The sequence below is a fragment of the Arthrobacter sp. NPDC080031 genome (genome assembly GCF_040702485.1).
Taxonomy (GTDB): Bacteria; Actinomycetota; Actinomycetes; order Actinomycetales; family Micrococcaceae; genus Arthrobacter.
Window position 1 is genome coordinate 86,275 of record NZ_JBFBLA010000015.1, and the last position, 18,686, is coordinate 104,960.

Consider the following 18,686-nt stretch of genomic DNA (forward strand, 5'->3'; position numbering starts at 1 on the left):
TTGGTCAACCTCTGGAAAGTAAGGCTCAGTGGCACTGTGGATGCTTCTGGCCCACGGTCGACGAAGCTCAGGCACAATGGCCATACCTCGAGTGCATCCAGTGAAGCATCGTGTCCGGGAGGTCGTCTCCCGAAGCATATTGGTCAAAGTAGGAGTGCGGGCCATTGGACATGTATCCGGTCTCGTCGATGCCAAAATGGCCGATCATGTGAAGCCCGCGCTCCTCGGCGACACCCTTGAGTTTCTTCGCTTCCTGGAGGATTGGCTGCTCATCGTAATAGTCGTCCTCGGCCCAGATTCCGGCGTGCGCGATCGCAAAATACTTGGAACCCTCGAGATCCAGATGTTCCAGGATGGTGTCCTGGAACGGATTCAAGCTGCCTTCGAAGGACTCTGTAACAACCCGGATGCTATCCAGCTGCATCTCGGCGTCGAGGCCGATCACGACGAGCCGTGGGTAGAGCTTTTCTTCTTGGTCGATGAGCGGACGGGCGAGAATCTGGAGGTCAAAGCCTGCTTGAATAATCATGGTTCGAGGCTATTCGTGGCCGCGGACCACAAACAGGGATCACTTCGCCTATGTGGACAACTGCCCGAGCTTGGCCGCCTTCACGAGGAGGTACTGCCGTTCCTGCAGGCTCCCTGTTTTCTTTGCCGCGGCAAGAAAGCATTCCCGGGCACCCGGAAGGTCGCCGGACATTTCGAGCAGGTGGCCGCGGACGGCGTCGAGCCTGTGCCAGTCTTCCGGGCCCTTCTGAAGACCCGCCAGCAGCTCGAGGGCCGCCCGAGGCCCCTCGACGATTGCCACTGCGACTGCCCGGTTGAGCGTCACCACCGGGCTTGGCGCCACGGCTTCGAGGACCGTGTACAAAGCAAGGATCTGCGGCCAGTCGGTCTCCTCCGCGGAGGCCGCCTCGGAATGGACCGCGGCGATCGCGGCCTGCAGCTGGTAGGGTCCCGGCCGCCCGACCCCCAGCACCGCCGACAACAGTTCAAGGCCCTCGGCGATCTGCCCCGCGTCCCACAGGCGGCGATCCTGCTCGGCGAGCGGCACCAGCATCCCGTCCGGGAGGGACCTCGCCCGGCGTCGTGCATCGGTGAGGAGCATGAGGGCCAGCAGTCCACCCACCTCAAGCTCGCCCGGTAGGAGGCCGCGCAGGAGCCGCGTAAGGCGGATGGCCTCCGCCGTGAGGTCTTCGCGCTGCATGGATGGCCCGGAACTAGCCGCGTAACCCTCGTTGAAGATCAGGTACAGGACGTGGAGTACGACGCCGAGCCGCGCCTTTCGCTCGCCCGGTTCCGGGAGCTCGAAATGGGCCCCCGCCTTCTTGATGCTCTGCTTGGCCCGGCTGATCCTCTGGCCCATGGTGGCCTCCGGGACAAAGAACGCGCTGGCGATTTCCGCCGTCGTGAGCCCTCCGACTGCCCGCAAAGTCAGTGCCAGCTGCGAGGGTGCTGAGAGGGCGGGGTGACAACAGAGGAAAAGGAGTGCGAGGGTGTCTTCCGAAAATCCGTCTGTGTCACCGGTCGAAGAAGGCTCCTCGCGAGGCGGTGGTTCCAATCCCGCCGCGCGTTGTTCCCGTGCCTGCCGGGCGCTTTCGCTGCGCCAATAGTCCACCAAGCGCCGACTGGCGACCGTGAGCAGCCACGCCCTGGGATTGTCCGGGACGCCGGAAGAGGGCCATTGCAATGCTGCCTCGAGCAGCGCCTCCTGGACGGCATCCTCGCACTCTGCGAATTGGCCGTACCTGCGGACGAGCACGCCAAGGACCTGCGGCGCAAGCAAGCGCAGCAGGTCCTCGAACGTGGATTCACCGGAAGGCTCGGCCAAGCGCTAGACCTCCGGGGGCTCGTCCTGGACGCGACGAAGCTCCACAACCGGCGCGTACTTCACGATGCTGGAGCAGATTTCCACGGCCCGTTCTTCGCTCGCGACGTCCACCACCCAGTAGCCGATGAGGGATTCCTTGGCCTCGGCGAAAGGTCCGTCGGTGGTGATGACCCCGTTGTCCGTCTGCTTGACCAGCTTGGCGGTGCCGGGGTCAGCCAGCCCCGCGTTGAAAACCATCTCGCCTGAATCGCTGAGATCCTTGTCGATCTGGATCATGAAGCCGATCATTTCCCTGATCCACTCGGGATCGGCGGTTTCCATCATGCCCTCGGCAGAACCAAACATCATGATCATGTATTTCATCTCGAACTCCTTATCAGGGCGCTCCGTGTGGGCGCTTTCGTTCATGGGTCGGAACTACGGGACGGTTTTCGACATGGTTGATGGAAAATCCCAGAAAATATTTGGCGGGCTGCCCGCGGCCGCTACGCTCGCGCGATGACTTCCCCGTTCGGGATCAGGAAGAAGCCATCATCCGTGGAGCCCCAACGGTGCCAACCGGCGGCGATCCGGGCCAGGTCAGCCTCGTTGGCCAGGCCATATTCCAGCGCCTGCTCGGCAAAGGCGGAGTGCAGGACGCGTTCGCTCCACACCCGCGACTGCCAGCGGCGCTGCTGCGCGGTGGCGTACAGCCAGTTGCTGCTCGAGGGTGCGACGTCGGTGAAGCCCGCCTGCTGCGCCCACGACACGAGCCGCCGCCCGGCGTCGGGCTCTGCTCCGTTCCGCCGGGCGATCTTCTGGTAGAGCTCCATCCAGTCGTCGAGCTCCCGGACCTCCGGGTACCAGCTCATACCGTGGAAGTCGGCGTCGCGCACTGCCACGATGGCGCCGGGTTTGGCCACGCGCCGCATTTCGCGCAGCGCGGCCACGGGGTCGGTCAGGTGCTGCAGGACTTGGTGGGCGTGGACGAGGTCGAAGGTCTCGTCCTCGAAGTCCAGATCGTAGATATTACCGGTCACGAATTCCACGTTTTCCACACCACGTTCGGCCGCGAGCGAGGCAGCCTGGGCCACGATGTCGGCGGAACGGTCGAGCCCGACCACCTTCGCGGGAGCCACCAGCTCCGCGAAGTCGCAGGTGATGCTCCCAGGTCCGCATCCGACGTCGAGCACTGACGTCCCGGCGGTGAGATGCGGGATGACAAACGCGGCAGAGTTCTCGGCTGTGCGGGAGGCGTGGGCGCGTACGACGGACTCGTGGTGGCCGTGTGTGTAGACGTCTTCAGGCTTCTGCTCGTTCATAGGGAAACGCTACCCCGATGGAGCGGAAAGCGGGCGGAACTGCCCAATGACTCTTCACGAAATATGTTGCCTAAAAGGCATCAGCTGTTGCATGATGAAAAAGTGATCCATATCACCCCGAGCACACCCCCGTTCGGCGGCGACCTACGCCGGCCAGCAGGGCGTTCCAAGCCAGAAATGGAGAATAGATGAGCCTGCAGCTAACGCCGGAAGAAGTCACGTCGGCAGCGGAACGGATCGTTGCGGCCTATTCGGCCATGGACGAGGACGCATATTTCGGCTCATTCGATCCGCAGGCGACCTTCTTGTTCCACGGGACCTCCGAACGGCTCAACAGCCGGGACGACTACGAGGAGCAGTGGCGCACCAGGGTGTCCGAAGGCTGGAAGGTGATCGGCTGCCGCAGCAGCGATCCATTCATCCAGATCTACGGCACAACTGCGGTTTTTTCCCACAGCGTGGCTACCACTACGGAGGAGCGGGGACAGCGGGCAGTCACTGAGGAGCGGGAAACCATCGTGTTTACCCGGACCGGCTCCGGCGGCATCAAGGCCGTGCACGAGCACCTATCACTCAACACTTTCTGATCACGGAGTCCAGCAATGACGACAGAAGCATCCGACCAGCCCAGGGCGCGGCCCGGCGCACCACTGATCGAGGTCCGCTCAATCGACTGGGTTCCCGATAACGAACGGCACGGCCGCCTGTGGCACCAAGCGCCGCTTTGGTTCCTGGGCAACTTCCAGTACTTCTCCATCCCGATCGGTTTCATCGGCCCATCGATGGGCCTGTCCCTCGGGTGGACGGTGGTGGCCAGCGTTCTGGGCATTGGAGTGGGAACCATTTTCATGGCCTTCCACGCCTCTCAGGGTCCAACCATGGGCCTACCGCAGATGATCCAGTCGCGGGCCCAATTCGGGTACCGGGGCGTGGTCGTTCCGTTGATCGCCACCCTTTTCACCTATGTGGCCTTCAATGTCGTTGATACCGTGCTCCTCGGTGACGGCCTTGGCAGTGCTTTCGGCTGGAATCCGGCACTCATTGCCGTTGTCGCTGCGGCGGGCGCCGCGGCCCTTGCGATCTTCGGCCATGACTGGCTGCACAAGGCATTCCGCGTGCTGCTCTACGTTTCCCTGCCGCTGATGCTGATTCTGACCATCGGAGTCATCACCGGAAACGCCGGCGGAGCCGAAAGCACCACGCAGTACGGCTTCAACTGGGGCGCGTTCATGGCGCAGTTCGCGGCGGCAGCGGCATACAACATCACGTATGCCCCCTACGTCTCCGACTATTCGCGATACCTGCCGTCCAAAACCAAAAGCCGGTCCGTCATCGCTGCTGTGTTCTTCGGTGCATCGTCGTCTGCGATCTGGCTGATAGTCCTTGGGGCGTGGCTCGCGATCCGGCTTGGCGCCACCGATGGCCTTGCCGGACTCCAGCTGGCAGGAAACACTGTTTTCGTGCACCTCGGTGATGCTACGGCGTTGCTTTCGGCCATGGCCCTGGCCGCCACTATGGGAATGAACGCCTACGGCGGGATGCTTACCGTATTGACCACGGTCGATTCCATCCGGCCGATCAAACCGACCCGCAACGCCCGGGTCATCACCATCCTCGTCCTGACGGCGGTGTGGTACCTCGTTGCCAGCACCATCACTTCGGGGGCTGTCACCACGGTGTTCTCCTCCCTGACCCTCATGCTGTACCTTCTGGTTCCCTGGACGGCGACGAACCTGGTCGACTACTTCCTGGTCCGCAAAGGCCATTACGCCATCACGGACCTGTTCACTGCCAAGGGCATCTACGGTGCCTGGGGATCGCGGGGCTTGCTCTCGTTCGCCATCGGGCTCGTCGCTGAGGTTCCCTTCATGGTGCTGCCCCAGATCGGTTCCTGGAGCTACACGGGACCCGTTGCCCAGGCCTTGGGCGGCGTCGACATCGCCTGGCTCGTCGGGCTGCTTGTCACTTCCATCGCCTACATCCTGCTCAGCCGCTCACTCAACGTGGCTGCCGAAGAGGCGGCACAGCTAAGCAGCGATCAAAAACTCGGCCGCGAAGAAGAAGCGACGACCCCTGTGCATTAGTGACCCCTGGGCATGCTTCTGAGCGAGCATTGGGGGAAACCCGGCGATTGGTGAGCGAGCGTTGGGGGAAACCCGGCGATTGGTGAGCGAGCGTTGGGGGAAACCCGGCGATTGGTGAGCGAGCGTTGGGGGAAACCCGGCGATAGGTGAGCGAGCGTTGGGGGAAACCCGGCGATAGGTGAGCGAGCGTTGGGGGGAGGGCCTACTCCTGGGGCCGGTTCCGATAGGCCGCCAGGAACGTGGCGATCCTTCGCACCGCCTCCTCGATCTCGCGGACGGACGGCAGGATGACGAAGCGGAAATGGTCCGGGGCGGGCCAGTTGAAGGCCGAGCCGTGAGAGACAAGGATTTTCTGGTCCTGCAGGAGATCGAGGACAAATTTCTCGTCGCTCTCAATCGGATAGACATCAAGGTCCAGCCGCGGGAACAAGTACATTGCCCCGGCCGCGGGAACGCAGCTCACTCCGGGGATCGCGGTCAGGAGCTTCAAGGCCAGGTCCCGTTGTTCGCGGAGCCGGCCTCCTGGCCTGATGAGTTCCTCGATGCTCTGGTAGCCGCCCAGGCAGGTCTGGATGGCGTGCTGCGCCGGAACGTTGGAGCACAAACGCAGGGAGGCCAACAGCTCCAATGCTTCACGGTATTCAGCGGTTGCCGCGTGCGGGCCGGTCAGGGCAACCCAGCCTGCACGGTAACCGGGCATGCGGTAAGCCTTGGAGAGGCCGCTGAAGGTCAGGACGCATATGTCGTCTGCCACGGAGGCCATGTGGATGTGCTGGGCGTCCTCGTAGCGGATCTTCTCGTAGATTTCGTCCGAGAAGAGGACAAGATCATGCTTGCGGGCCAGTGCCGCGAACTGCTCCAGGATGTGGCGGGGATATACCGCGCCCGTGGGGTTGTTCGGGTTGATGATGACGATGGCCTTGGTGCGCTTGGTGATTTTGGCTTGGACGTCGGACATGTCCGGCCACCAGTTCTGGCTCTCGTCGCAGAGATAGTGCACCGGGTTGCCGCCCGTGAGGGTCACTGCGGCCGTCCACAGCGGATAGTCCGGCGCGGGGATGAGGACCTCGTCGCCGTTTTCCAGGAAGGCCTGCAGCGTCATGGAAATCAGTTCACTGACGCCGTTGCCGATGAAGATATCCTCGACGCCGATATTCATCAGGTTCTTTGTCTGGTAGTACTGCGAGATCGCTGTCCGCGCAGTGAAGATGCCCTTGGAATCGCTGTAGCCTTGGGCGCCGCGGAGGTGGTGGATCATGTCCACCACCACGGACTCCGGAGCTTCCAGTCCGAACGGCGCGGTGTCACCAAGATTCATCTTGAGGATGCGGTGCCCTTCGGCCTCCATGGTCTTGGCCGCTTGGAGGATGGGCCCACGGAGTTCATAACGGACGTTCTGTAGTTTGCTGGAGTGCTGCATCGGACGCATGGTTGATCATTTCACGTCCTGGGGCCAGTTATCCCTCATTCCCAGCGGATGATGACCGGCAGGCTGCTCGTATTGGCCGCGACTTCACGTTCAGTGCCGCGGACTGCCACGACAAAATGCTGGAGATCGTCCGCCGAGGCCAGGACTTCGAAATGGCCGGTGGGATCGCTCACGACGGCGGTTCCGGACGAATGCGGGCGGATATACGCCTCAGGGATGCCCTTGTTATGGACGTCGACCAACCTGCCGTGGATGAGGCGGGCCACCGCGGCGGCGGCAAGAAGGGGTTCAGCGACGGGAGGTTCAGAAGGCTCGTCGAGGCTTATGCCGATGGGGACGCGGACCAGGAAACCGAGGCCTTGGCGGATGCCGGCGTCGTACTCGTCCGGCTGGAATTCGCCGCTGGAGACCACGGAATATTCGGTGTTCTGCTCGATGGCAACCAAGAGCTTTTCCATGTTGTCCAGCTGTGTGGGACCATGGCATTCAACGGCCACCTTTAGCTCAAGGTCCAGCAGCGGCCCCTCCCGCCGGGAACGGCCCACCCTGTTCATGGCAACGGCATGGACCGTGACAGGGGCATCGACGGATTGACCGGTGGGTGGTTCGGAACCATCATCGAAGCGCACGCGCACGGGCGAGACGGCGTCGGAAAGTATCCCGAGGAGCTCGGTCAGGGATGATCGCACAACACCCACGGTGACACTCCAGTCCACAAAGTGGTCCAGCTAGCCGTTGTGCTCTACGTTACTCCCGCATTGGTCCACGAGTCACTCGGATTCAGGCGTAACTCCATTCGATGGTTGCCTGTTTGGCGTTATATCGTTGCGTCGAATAGGGCTCAGCGGGCAGCCACGGTTTGCTGATCCCGCCACCAGGCCACTGTTGCCGCCATCGCGTCCGCAAGCGGCGTCGGTTCCTGCCCGAGCTTGGCCTGGCTCGCGGTGGAGTCCATGACGAATGGCCGTTCGAACTGGTACAACATTTCGGCCAGCTCCCGCATGTCGGTGGAAAACAGGCCAAGGGTCCGGAGCAGCCAGCCTGGAACCACACTCAGCTTCGGTTCGGGAACGCCGGCCGAGCCGGCGAAGTCTCCAGCGATTTCCCGCATGGTCATTGCCGGTCCTGTGGGTGCGTGCAGCACTGAGTTCCAGAGTTCGGGCTTTTGGGCCGCGGCGATCATGGCTGCGGCGAGATCCGGGACGTAGGTGAAGGAGTGCGGCTGCCCGGCGCTTCCGAGAACCTGGACCGTCTTGCCTTTGAGGATCAGGGGGACCATGCGCTCGCCTGCGTGCGCCATGCGGGCCCGTGGCCCGAAGAAATCGCCCGCCACCACGCTGACGGTGTTCGCCGGGTGGGCTTGCCGGGCCTTCAGCAAGGCGGAGCGGATCCCGCGCTTGCCACCGGCAGCTTCGCGCGGGCTGCTTTCAGTCATGGTCTTGTCCGGCTCGCTGTAGGAGTACAGGCTCTCAGGGAAGACGACGACGGCGCCCGCCGCCGCCGCGGCGTCCATCACCACCCGCTCTGCTCCGGGAAGCTCGGCCGCCCAGGCTTTGGCGCGGTAGGCGGAACCGTGGATGCAGTGGAAGACGGCTGCAGCACCGTCGAAAGCTTCCGCCAGCTTGGCCGGGTCGGAGACATCCACGCGGAGCTTCTCGACCAGAGGGTGGTCCGGGCCGCTCCCGGAGCGGGTCAGGACGCGCACCTGTTCTCCACGTTCCGCGAGTTGCTCGGCAATGGTCCATCCGACGGGGCCTGCTCCTGTGACGACGTACATGGTGTTGCTCGCTTTCTAGCTGGGGATCAAATTCTCGGGTTGTAAGCCTCATTCGAGAGCAGTGCTCTCTGAATTCAGGATGGGCTCTTTCGAATCCCTTGTCAAGAGCACTGCTCACATTTGTTGCCAGTGCTCTCCTTTGTGGCATGCTGGATGCATGAGCCTCCCTCCCGCCGCAGCGGCCAAATACTCGACGCCCCGCGAGCGGGCCCGGGCCCAGACGGTGGCGGACATCATCCGGCTGGGCCGCCGGCACCTTGCCGTGCATGGCGCGGCGGGCTTGTCCCTGAGGGCTGTTGCGCGCGATCTTGGCGTGGTGTCCTCCGCTGTGTACCGCTACGTTGAGAACCGGGACGAACTGCTGACCCTCCTGCTGATTGACGCTTACGGCGAGCTGGGTGACGAAGTGGATGCCGCCGTCGACGCCCTCCCCGGGGACGACTACCGCGGCAGGTTCCTGGCGCTTGGGCGGGCCGTTCGTCAGTGGGCCCTGCGCGAGCCGGCACGGTACGCCCTCCTGTTCGGCAGCCCGGTGCCCGGATACCAGGCGCCCGCCGAGCGCACCACCGAACCCGGAACGCGGGTGATCTACCGGATGGTGGGGATCTTCGACGCCGCCTACCGCGCAGGTGCCTTGGCCGCCGAAGGTGCGCCCGCCGTCGTCGTTCCTCCCGCTCTTGCCGCAGACCTGGCGGCCATCCGGGCCGAACTGGGCGTGTCCGTTCCGGAGCCTGGGCTGGCCAGGGGCGTGCTGGTGTGGACGTCGGTTTTTGGTGCCGTCAGCTTCGAGGTATTCGGCCAGTACGGGGCTGATACCTTCGCCGCGCGCGACGAGTTGTTTGAGCACCAGCTTGAGGTGCTGCTGGGGATCGTCGGGTTGTAGGCGCCGACGGTAGAGTGTCTAGATGGCTCGCGGACTTGCTGACATCGGCGCGGAGGGCGTTTTGCTCGCCGGAGCAGGACGCGCCATCCTGATGCAGATCGCCAATCCCGCGGTCGGTCACGGCGTAGCCGAACACAGCAATTTCGCCGAGCGGCCACTGGACCGGCTGCGTGCAACCATGACGTACGTCTACGCCGTAATCTATGGCTCGGACGAGCAATTGGCTGCGGTGCGCCGGGCTGTGAATCGTGCGCACGCCCCTGTTCGCCGGTCAGCGGACGAGGGGTCGACGGGATACAACGCCTTTGACGCCCAATCCCAGCTCTGGGTGGTGGCGACCCTCTACGACACCGCCGTCACCGTTTACGAAAAGGTCCATGGAGCCCTCGACGACGAGACGGCCGATCGTGTCTACCGTGAGTATGCGCGGATCGGGACAGCGTTGCAGCTTCCCGCCGAGCTCTGGCCTGCCGACCGCAAGGCCTTCGCCGGCTATTGGGACGAATCCGTGCGGAACCTCGAACCGGATGCAGCTGCATTGAGGGTGGCTCGCGAACTCCTGTACCCCGCGGGTGGGCCGTTCTTGATGCGGTTGAGCATGCCGTTGGTCCGGCTGCTTACTGCGGGCCTGCTGCCGGAGCAGATTCGTGCGGGTTTCGGACTTCCTTGGAACGCCCGGGATCGGCGCAGCTTCGACGGCACCATGCGGCTCTTGGCGGCGGCTTATCCAAGGCTGCCCGAAAAAGCCAGGCATTGGCCGAAGAACTACTATCTTGGCCGGCTCGGGCCCGGCGGGCCCGGCCCTGGCGAGTGCGGGCCCGGCGGGCCCGGCCTTGGCGAGTTCGGTCCCGGCGAGTAGGGCGCTGATGCGTGAGCTCACCGCGGTAGAGGAACTTATCGACGGGAGCGCGAGCCGCTTCCTGGGGAGTGCACCGGTCCAAGGGCTTCGATCCAGGCTCATTGAGTTCACCGTCTTCGGCCTCAAGCAGGCATGGGCGTGCATCTTCGGCGCTTCGCTCCTTGCCGTCATTTTCGCTGCCCACCTCTGGTATCCGGCCAACGCCGGCCTCGCGAGGAACGATTTCCTGACGATCGCCGCCGTCGTGATCCAAATCCTGATGGTGGCCACGAGGCTGGAAACCTTGCGCGAACTCAGGGTTATCGTGCTCTTCCACATGGTGGGAACGGTCATGGAGTTGTTCAAGACCGACGTCGGCTCGTGGTCCTACGAAGCCGAGGGTGTCCTCCGCGTCGGCGCCGTTCCGCTCTTCAGTGGCTTCATGTACGCAGCGGTTGGCTCGTACATGGTGCGGGTTTACCGGGTTTTCGACCTGCGTTTCGACAGGTATCCGCGACGCTGGATCACCGCGGTCCTCGCTGCGGCCATCTACCTGAACTTCTTTTCGCACCACTACGTCGTTGACGCCCGCTGGGTCCTGCTGGCCGCCGTGGTCGTGATCTATGGCCGGTGCGTGATGTACTTCAGGGTGTTTCGACGTCGACTCCGGATGCCGCTGGTCCTGGCATTCCTGCTGGTGGCGCTCTTCATCTGGATTGCAGAGAACATCGCCACCTGGTCGCACGCCTGGCTGTATCCGAGCCAACTGGATGGCTGGCATTTGGTGTCCCCGGACAAGCTTGGCTCGTGGTTCCTCCTGATGATCATCTCCGTGGTGCTGGTGGCATGGGTCTACAAGCCGATGCCGCCGGACTCCGCCTGACGGAACACCCGCCGTCGACATCGCCGGAACGCTGCGGACTCGCCGGAGCGCTCACGCGAACCGGCACCGTTCCCGCGAGTTCGACGTCGGCCCTCTGCGTTCTCCCACGGCGAAATCGGCCATAATCCCTGAGTTTCCGGGGTTCTTGAGCCCACAGGGAACAGGGTTGAGCGTACTCCACTCAACTTTGGATTGACATTGAATGAGGGCTGAGTACAGTTGAGTGCAGAACGCTCAACTAGCCGAAGGTTGAGTGCTCCCCGCCCTCCAAGCCCTCCGCGGGTATCGGAATCGGGTGAAATCTCCATCGTCGGCCATTGAAAGGAAGCAACATATGTCACGCGCTGTAGGTATCGACCTCGGAACCACTAACTCCGTCGTCTCTGTTCTCGAAGGTGGCGAGCCCACCGTCATTGCCAACGCCGAGGGTGGCCGCACCACGCCGTCGGTCGTTGCATTCTCCAAGTCCGGTGAAGTCCTGGTTGGTGAAATCGCCAAGCGCCAGGCCGTCAACAACATCGACCGCACCATCACGTCCGTAAAGCGCCACATGGGCACCGACTGGTCCGTCGCCATCGACGACAAGAAGTACACGCCGCAGGAAATCTCGGCGCGTATCCTCATGAAGCTCAAGAACGACGCCGAGAGCTACCTCGGCGAAAAGGTCACCGACGCTGTCATCACCGTCCCGGCCTACTTCAACGACGCCGAGCGCCAGGCCACCAAGGAAGCCGGCGAAATCGCCGGCATGAACGTTCTTCGCATTGTCAACGAGCCCACCGCCGCTGCACTTGCCTACGGCCTGGACAAGGGCAAGGAAGACGAACTCATCCTGGTCTTCGACCTCGGCGGCGGAACGTTCGACGTCTCCCTGCTGGAAGTCGGTAAGGACGAAGACGGCTTCTCCACCATCCAGGTGCGCGCCACCGCCGGCGACAACCGCCTCGGCGGCGACGACTGGGACCAGCGGGTTGTTGACTACCTGCTGAACCAGCTCAAGGTCAAGGGCATCGACCTTTCCAAGGACAAGATCGCCCTGCAGCGTCTGCGTGAGGCTTCGGAGCAGGCCAAGAAGGAACTCTCCTCCTCCACCAGCACCAACGTCTCCCTCCAGTACCTCTCCGTCACCCCCGACGGCCCGGTCCACCTGGACGAGCAGCTGACCCGCGCCAAGTTCCAGGACCTCACCAAGGACCTGCTCGAGCGCACCAAGAAGCCGTTCCACGACGTCATCACCGAGACCGGTATTAAGCTCTCCCAAATCGACCACATCGTGCTCGTGGGCGGTTCCACCCGTATGCCCGCCGTCTACGAGCTTGTGAAGGAACTCGCCGGCGGCAAGGAGCCCAACAAGGGCGTCAACCCGGACGAAGTTGTTGCCGTTGGCGCAGCCCTCCAGGCCGGTGTGCTGAAGGGTGAGCGCAAGGACGTTCTCCTGATCGACGTCACCCCGCTGTCCCTCGGTATCGAAACCAAGGGCGGCGTCATGACGCACCTTATCGAGCGCAACACGGCCATCCCCACCAAGCGTTCCGAGACCTTCACCACCGCTGACGACAACCAGCCGTCCGTGGCCATCCAGGTCTTCCAGGGCGAGCGTGAATTCACCCGCGACAACAAGCCGCTGGGCACGTTCGAACTGACCGGAATCGCTCCGGCACCGCGCGGCGTCCCCCAGGTCGAGGTCACCTTCGACATCGACGCCAACGGCATCGTCCACGTCTCCGCCAAGGACAAGGGCACCGGCAAGGAGCAGTCGATGACCATCACCGGCGGCACCGCGCTGTCCAAGGAAGACATCGACCGCATGGTCCGTGAAGCCGAGGAGCACGCAGCCGAGGACAAGGCACGCCGCGAGGCTACCGACACCCGCAACACTGCCGAGCAGCTCGCCTACTCCGTGGACAAGCTCATCGCCGAAAACGACGACAAGCTGCCTGAAGAGGTCAAGACCGAGGTCAAGGCCGACGTCGACGCCCTCAAGAAGGCCCTCGAAGGCACCGACGACGCAGCAGTGAAGACCGCTTTCGAGAAGCTGCAGCACTCGCAGTCGAAGCTCGGCGAAGCGATCTACTCGCACGCAGGTTCCCCGGATGGCGCAAGCAGCGCCGCCGGTGCTGAGGGCGCTCAGGCCGGTGCCAAGGGTGCCGACGAGGACATCGTCGACGCCGAGATCATCGACGAAGACGAAAAGAAGTAAACATGCCTCACCACGGCAACGACGCAGAGCACTCACCTTCCAGCAACGAGGGCAAGCCCGACGAGCGTGAAGGAGCCGGTCAGCAGAAACCGGTCATCCGGGACAACCGCAAGGTTGACCCGAAGACCGGGGCCGCACGCCACACCCAAGGATCGGCAGCTGATTCCAACGCCGCTGCCGCCGAGGGCGACGCCCTGTCCCAGGCTGAGGAAATCCTCAACGGCATGGAGGTTCCGGCTGAAGAGTCGGTAGCCCCCGGTGCCGCTGCAGAAGCAGAGGCCGCGGAGCTCCGCAACGACCTCCTGCGCCTGCAGGCTGAGTACGTCAACTACCGCAAGCGCGTCGAACGCGACCGCGCCGTCGCAGGGGAAATGGCCGTCATCGGCGTCCTGAACTCCCTGCTGCCGGTGCTGGACGACGTCGACGCCGCCCGCCAGCATGGCGACCTCGTGGACGGCCCGTTCGCCGCGATCGCCGCCAAGCTGGAGAACGCGCTGAAGACGTACGGCTTGGAGCGCATCGCGGAAACGGGAGTCGACTTCGACCCCACGATCCACGAAGCGCTCATCCAGCAGCCGGGCGAGGACATCGAAGTAGACACCGTCAGCCAAGTGCTGCGCTCCGGCTACCGGTCAGGCGACCGCGTGCTGCGTGCGGCACAGGTGATTGTGGCTGTGCCGGCTTAGCTGTGCTCGCCGCGCTGGGTGTGCTCGCCGCGCTGGGTGTGCTCACCGTGGCGCTTCGCCGGATATGGGGCGGTGCCCGCTCCGCGGTGCCCTCCACACCGCCGCCCCATATCCGGCTTCGCGCCCGCTGTAAGCTCGCCTGAGGTGAGATGACAGCAGGCGCGAAGCGAAGCATAGGCCCCGGGAGTGGCATCGGGCCTGCCGGAGCGTGGCGGCTGAAGTCCGTAGGACTTAGCCGCCACGCGAAGGGGCGGGGGCCTATGCATCGCGCAGCGCACGCAACTTAACCAGAAACGAAAGAGAGAAGCCGAGTGGCCAGCCAGGACTGGGTTGAGAAGGATTTTTACGCCATCCTTGGTGTCGCCAAGGACGCCTCTGACGCTGACATTAAGAAGGCGTACCGCAAGCTTGCGCGGAAGTACCATCCGGACACCAATTCCGGGGATGCTGCTGCCGAGAAGAAGTTCAAGGACGTCTCGGAAGCCTATTCGGTGCTTTCGGATGCCGAGGAGCGCCAGCAATACGATGCGATTCGCGCTATGGGCGGGGCACGCTTCGCTCCGGGCGCAGCTCGCGGCGGGCCGGCCAATGGCGGCTTCGAGGACCTGTTCGGCGGGCTTTTCGGCGGCGGACGCCAGCCGGGCGGTGCCGGCGGCATCCCACCCGAGTTCGCTGACCTCTTCGGCGGCGGCTTCGGCGGTGGACAGACCGGGTTCCAGCGCGCACCGCAAAAAGGCAGCGACCGCACGGCGTCGACCTCAATTTCCTTTGCGGGCTCCATTCACGGCACCACGGTGAGCCTGCGCGAAAGCAACGGCAACGTCATCGACGTGAAGATTCCCGCGGGCATCAGGGACGGCCAGAAGGTCCGCCAGCGCGGCAAGGGCAACCCCGGCGCAGCCGGCAACGGGGACCTCATCATCACGGTGAACGTCAAGCCGCACGATTTCTTCCACCGCGACGGCGACAACATCCGCATCCACGTGCCGGTCACCTTCGCGGAGGCAGCCTTGGGTTCCAACATCCACGTCCCAACGCTCGACGGCGACACCGTCACCGTCCGCGTCCCGGCCGGCACGCCTTCCGGGCGAACGCTCCGGGTCAAGGGCCGCGGCGTCAAGACATCGAAGGGCACCGGGGACCTGCTGGTGACGATCGACGTCTCCGTCCCGCAGAACCTCAACAAAGAGGCCGAGGAGGCCGTCAAGGCATTCGCCGCGGCCACCGCCGACGCCGATCCTCGGCACGACCTGGCCGCCAAGGCCCGCTTGTAGCGGCACGACACATGGGAGGGGACGCAGGCATGGGGATCGACATCAACCAGCCGATCTTCGTCATCTCCGTCGCGGCCGAACTGGCTGACATGCACCCGCAGACCCTGCGCCAGTACGACCGCCTCGGTATCGTGTCGCCGAGCCGTGCCCCGGGCAAGTCCCGGCGTTACTCCCAACGGGACATCGACCGCTTGCGCGAAGTCCAGCGGCTCTCCCAGGAGGGCGTGTCCCTCGAGGGGATCAAGCGCATCCTCGAACTCGAAAACCAGGTGGCCGCGCTGCAGTTCCGCGTGGCCGAGTTGAGCGAGGAATTGCAACGCCGGCGGAGCCCGATGGAGGCCCGTATTTTTGCTGCGGGAGCAGCGGGCGACGTCGTCAGCCTGGCCCGCGGGCAGCGCCCCCGGGCGCGGTCCCAGGCAGTTGTTGTGTGGCGGCCGCGTCCGGGGGAGTAGTCCTCTAGGCCTGCGAGAGCGACGCCAGCAGCACGGGCGCTTCCTGCCCGGCCCACGTACCCCGCAGGGCATCCGAATTTTGCGGACAGGGTGTCCCAAGGTCCAGGACACGATTTACCAGCAGCGTGAGCTTACCGGCGTCGATGCTGGTGACGCCGTCTTCGGTGACCGGGGCGGCCGGGTTCACCGAAGGGACTTCGCTACCGGGAGCTCCACTGCCTTTGACTTTGACGGAGCTGGCGCGTGGCTCCAAGGCGCCGTCGACGTCCACGAACTGTCGGGCTTCCTCTTGTCCAGTGAGGATGGCGGCGGCCAGGGCAGTGACGTAGACGGGATCGGCGCAGGCGTCGTACACCCACCTCGTGCCCAACACCGAGTGTTCCATGGTGCCGAGCAACGAGTCCTCCCCGCCGGGCAATTCCGAACCCCGGTAGCTCAAGGGAACCTGATAGACCTTGCCGCCGTGGGAGACCAAGTGGGTCTCGAGGCCGACTTCGCCGTCCGGATCATCGAAGCGGTACGCGCCGAGCAGCTCGGGCGGCGCGGAGCCTTCCTTGGTGAACCACGGCTGGGCGGGCAGGTACTTTTCGATGAGCTCAAGTTTGCTGGGACTCAGGGTTGCTCGATGGATGATAGCCATGCGGTCCAGCCTAGTTGGCCAGTGCGGGCGCGGAGACTGTTCCCGGGGTCCAACGCAGGTGCGTTTTGTCGGCGTCGGACTCGCGCTCTTTCAAGAGCGAAAGCCTGGGCCTAACGGCATCCGTGCGGGAGCTCGGCGGTTTTCGTCGGCCCGCCCGGAACTGCGGCACCCACTGCGCCCCGGGGCCCTGGTATTCCTGCTCGGCTGCGGCGTGGAGCGTCCACTGGGGGTCGAACAAATGCGTCCTGCCCAGTGCCACGAGGTCGGCCCGTCCCGCAAGGAGGATGGAATTGACGTCGTCATAGCTGGAGATGGCACCGACGGCGATGACCGCTGCTCCGGCGGGTGCGGCGACCTCCTGGCGGATGCGGTCGGCGAACGGCGTCTGGTAGCTGCGGCCGAAAGCCGGTTGTTCTTCCTTGGCTACCTGGCCGGTGGAGACGTCAATGCCCGCGGCGCCATGGGCCACGAATGCCCTCGCGATGCCGAGCGAGTCGTCTGAGGTGTTGCCGCCTTCGATCCAGTCCGTCGCGGAGATGCGGACTGTCACAGGCTTGCTGGCAGGCCAGGCGGCCCGGACGGCGTCGAACACTTCCAGGGGGAACCGCAGACGGTTCCCCACACTGCCACCGTATTCGTCCGTCCGGCGGTTCGACACGGGTGAGAGGAACGAGGAAAGCAGGTAGCCGTGGGCGGCATGGACCTCAAGTAGGTCGAAGCCTGCCTCTTCGGCACGGAGGGTCGCGGCCACGAACTCAGCCTTGATGGCGGCCATTCCTGCGTGGTCGAGTTCCACAGGCGTCTGGTTGCCACGACCGTAAGGCAGGGCCGTCGGTCCAACAGCCTGCCAGTTGCCGGATGCGAGCGGTTCGTCGATGCCTTCCCACATGAGCTTGGTGGAGCCCTTGCGGCCGGAATGACCCAGCTGCGCACCGATCTTGGCCGTCGAGTTGGCATGGACGAAGTCCACGATTTCCTTCCAGCTGTCCCGCTGTGTGTCCGTGTACAGGCCCGTGCAGCCGGGGGTGATCCGCCCGGTCTTGGAAACACACACCATTTCGGTCATGACCAATCCGGCGCCGCCGAGTGCCTTGGAACCGAGGTGCACTTTGTGGAAGTCGCCCGGGACGCCATCCACCGCGGAGTACATGTCCATGGGGGAGACGACAATGCGGTTCTTAAGCTCCAGCCCCCCGATCCGGAACGGTTGGAACATGGCCGGGGCAGTCTCCGTCAGTCCCTGGGACTCGGCGAAGTTGCGGTCCACGGCGTCGGCGAATTCCGGGTCGCGCAGGCGCAAGTTCTCCTGCGTGATGCGGCGGCTCCGGGTGAGGAGGTTGAAGGCGAACTGCGTCGGATCCTGCTCCTTGTATTGGGCAATCCGCTCGAACCATTCAAGCGAAGCCTGGGCGGCGCGCTGGGTGGATGCGACAACCGGACGACGCTCCGTTTCATAGGCAGCCAACGCCGACTCCACATCCGGGTGCTCGCGCAGGCACGCGGCGAGTGCCAGGGAGTCCTCCATGGCCAGTTTGGTTCCGGAACCGATGGAGAAGTGTGCGGTATGAGCCGCATCGCCGAGCAACACGACATTGTTATGGCGCCAGCTCTCGTTACGGACGGTGGTGAAGTTGATCCATTTGGAGTTGTTGGACAGGACCTCGTAGCCGTCCAGTTCTTCCGCGAAGATCGTGCGGATCTTGGCAATCGCCTTCTCGTCGGACACCCCTGGCGGGAAGACGTCGGTTGCGGTCTCGTCGAAGCCTGCAGCCCGCCACACGTCCTCGTGCATCTCGACAATGAACGTGGATCCTTCGTCGGAATACGGGTAGCCATGGATCTGCATGACGCCCCATTCTGTTTCCTTGACGAAAAACTTGAACGCCTCGAACACCTGGTCCGTACCCAGCCACATGAACTTGTTGGGCCGCAGGTCCAGGCTCGGAGCGAAGGAGTCCGCGTACTTCGCGCGGATCTGGGAGTTGATGCCATCCGCTGCGAGGACCAGGTCGTAGTTGGCTTCAAGCTCTTCCACCGGCGGCGCAAGGGTCTGGAAACGCAGGTCGACGCCAAGCTCGGCGCACCGGCGCTGAAGCAGTTCCAGCAGTTCCTTGCGACTCATGGCCGCGAAGCCCTGGCCACCCACCGTCACCGTTTCGCCGCCGAAGTGGATGTCGATGTCGGACCAGCGGGCGAAGCGCCGGCTCATGTATTCGGCCACGACGGGGTCGGCGTTGCCGATGCCGCCGAGAGTCTCGTCGGAAAATACGACGCCGAAACCGAAAGTGTCACTGGCAGCGTTTCGTTCCCAGACGGTGATCTTGTGCGAAGGGTCGAGCTGCTTCATCAATGCCGCGAAGTACAGGCCGCCGGGGCCGCCTCCTACGATTGCGATTTTCATGCTGTTG

General features: G+C 64.0%; 18 protein-coding genes. 9 read left to right on the plus strand and 9 right to left on the minus strand.

All coding sequences use genetic code 11. The features are described from left to right. Positions 1–67 precede the first annotated feature (67 nt). From AB0323_RS14155 to AB0323_RS14170, 4 genes are all read right to left on the minus strand, one after another. Entirely contained in the window at positions 68–529 is a 462-nt protein-coding gene (locus AB0323_RS14155) for a hypothetical protein (protein WP_366177881.1), read from the minus strand. A 48-nt stretch (positions 530–577) separates the two neighbouring features. Further along, complete coding sequence (locus AB0323_RS14160; protein ID WP_366177882.1) at positions 578–1,831, minus strand: sigma-70 family RNA polymerase sigma factor; 1,254 nt, start codon at positions 1,829–1,831, stop codon at positions 578–580. Between the two features lie 3 nt (positions 1,832–1,834). Then, entirely contained in the window at positions 1,835–2,194 is a 360-nt protein-coding gene (locus AB0323_RS14165; protein WP_028267572.1) for a YciI family protein, read from the minus strand. A 122-nt stretch (positions 2,195–2,316) separates the two neighbouring features. Continuing rightward, positions 2,317–3,132: a methyltransferase domain-containing protein gene (locus AB0323_RS14170; protein ID WP_284983586.1), complete on the minus strand. Its 816-nt coding sequence runs from the start codon at positions 3,130–3,132 to the stop codon at positions 2,317–2,319. 188 nt (positions 3,133–3,320) lie between these two features. On the opposite strand from AB0323_RS14170, the gene AB0323_RS14175 reads away from it, so the two are divergent. After that, the gene (locus AB0323_RS14175; protein WP_366177883.1) at positions 3,321–3,719 is read left to right on the plus strand and encodes a nuclear transport factor 2 family protein; all 399 of its coding nucleotides are present in this window, start codon (positions 3,321–3,323) and stop codon (positions 3,717–3,719) included. Positions 3,720–3,734: 15 nt separating this feature from the next. Continuing rightward, positions 3,735–5,216: a cytosine permease gene (locus tag AB0323_RS14180; RefSeq protein WP_366177884.1), complete on the plus strand. Its 1,482-nt coding sequence runs from the start codon at positions 3,735–3,737 to the stop codon at positions 5,214–5,216. Positions 5,217–5,418: 202 nt separating this feature from the next. Here AB0323_RS14180 and AB0323_RS14185 read toward each other — a convergent pair whose 3' ends face one another. The 3 genes from AB0323_RS14185 to AB0323_RS14195 all read right to left on the minus strand — a co-directional run bounded on the left by AB0323_RS14185 (position 5,419) and on the right by AB0323_RS14195 (position 8,422). Further along, positions 5,419–6,645 carry a pyridoxal phosphate-dependent aminotransferase gene (locus AB0323_RS14185; protein ID WP_364539021.1) on the minus strand — a complete coding sequence of 409 codons (1,227 nt, stop codon included), beginning with the start codon at positions 6,643–6,645 and terminating at the stop codon, positions 5,419–5,421. Positions 6,646–6,680: 35 nt separating this feature from the next. Continuing rightward, on the minus strand, positions 6,681–7,334 hold the full coding sequence (locus AB0323_RS14190; protein WP_366177885.1) for a hypothetical protein: 654 nt from the start codon (positions 7,332–7,334) through the stop codon (positions 6,681–6,683). Positions 7,335–7,486: 152 nt separating this feature from the next. Continuing rightward, on the minus strand, positions 7,487–8,422 hold the full coding sequence (locus AB0323_RS14195; RefSeq protein WP_366177886.1) for an NAD-dependent epimerase/dehydratase family protein: 936 nt from the start codon (positions 8,420–8,422) through the stop codon (positions 7,487–7,489). A 157-nt stretch (positions 8,423–8,579) separates the two neighbouring features. Here AB0323_RS14195 and AB0323_RS14200 point away from each other — a divergent pair, with 157 nt between their 5' ends. From AB0323_RS14200 to AB0323_RS14230, 7 genes are all read left to right on the plus strand, one after another. Beyond that, positions 8,580–9,305, plus strand: coding sequence for a WHG domain-containing protein (locus AB0323_RS14200; protein WP_366177887.1), 726 nt, complete (start codon positions 8,580–8,582; stop codon positions 9,303–9,305). Positions 9,306–9,327: 22 nt separating this feature from the next. Next, complete coding sequence (locus AB0323_RS14205) at positions 9,328–10,164, plus strand: oxygenase MpaB family protein (protein WP_366177888.1); 837 nt, start codon at positions 9,328–9,330, stop codon at positions 10,162–10,164. 7 nt (positions 10,165–10,171) lie between these two features. Further along, positions 10,172–11,026 carry a DUF817 domain-containing protein gene (locus tag AB0323_RS14210; RefSeq protein WP_366177889.1) on the plus strand — a complete coding sequence of 285 codons (855 nt, stop codon included), beginning with the start codon at positions 10,172–10,174 and terminating at the stop codon, positions 11,024–11,026. Positions 11,027–11,360: 334 nt separating this feature from the next. After that, positions 11,361–13,226 (plus strand): molecular chaperone DnaK, encoded by a 1,866-nt coding sequence (gene dnaK / locus AB0323_RS14215; protein WP_366177890.1) that lies wholly within the window; start codon positions 11,361–11,363, stop codon positions 13,224–13,226. Between the two features lie 2 nt (positions 13,227–13,228). After that, a complete protein-coding gene (locus AB0323_RS14220; protein WP_364539035.1) occupies positions 13,229–13,912 on the plus strand; it encodes a nucleotide exchange factor GrpE in 684 nt (227 codons plus the stop codon). 311 nt (positions 13,913–14,223) lie between these two features. Beyond that, the gene (locus tag AB0323_RS14225) at positions 14,224–15,186 is read left to right on the plus strand and encodes a DnaJ C-terminal domain-containing protein (protein ID WP_366177891.1); all 963 of its coding nucleotides are present in this window, start codon (positions 14,224–14,226) and stop codon (positions 15,184–15,186) included. Between the two features lie 29 nt (positions 15,187–15,215). Next, the gene (locus AB0323_RS14230) at positions 15,216–15,638 is read left to right on the plus strand and encodes a helix-turn-helix transcriptional regulator (protein WP_364539040.1); all 423 of its coding nucleotides are present in this window, start codon (positions 15,216–15,218) and stop codon (positions 15,636–15,638) included. A 4-nt stretch (positions 15,639–15,642) separates the two neighbouring features. Here AB0323_RS14230 and AB0323_RS14235 read toward each other — a convergent pair whose 3' ends face one another. Further along, positions 15,643–16,278, minus strand: coding sequence for a hypothetical protein (locus tag AB0323_RS14235; RefSeq protein WP_366177892.1), 636 nt, complete (start codon positions 16,276–16,278; stop codon positions 15,643–15,645). A gap of 10 nt (positions 16,279–16,288) precedes the next feature. Beyond that, positions 16,289–18,679 carry a bifunctional salicylyl-CoA 5-hydroxylase/oxidoreductase gene (locus AB0323_RS14240; RefSeq protein ID WP_366177893.1) on the minus strand — a complete coding sequence of 797 codons (2,391 nt, stop codon included), beginning with the start codon at positions 18,677–18,679 and terminating at the stop codon, positions 16,289–16,291. Positions 18,680–18,686: the final 7 nt, after the last annotated feature.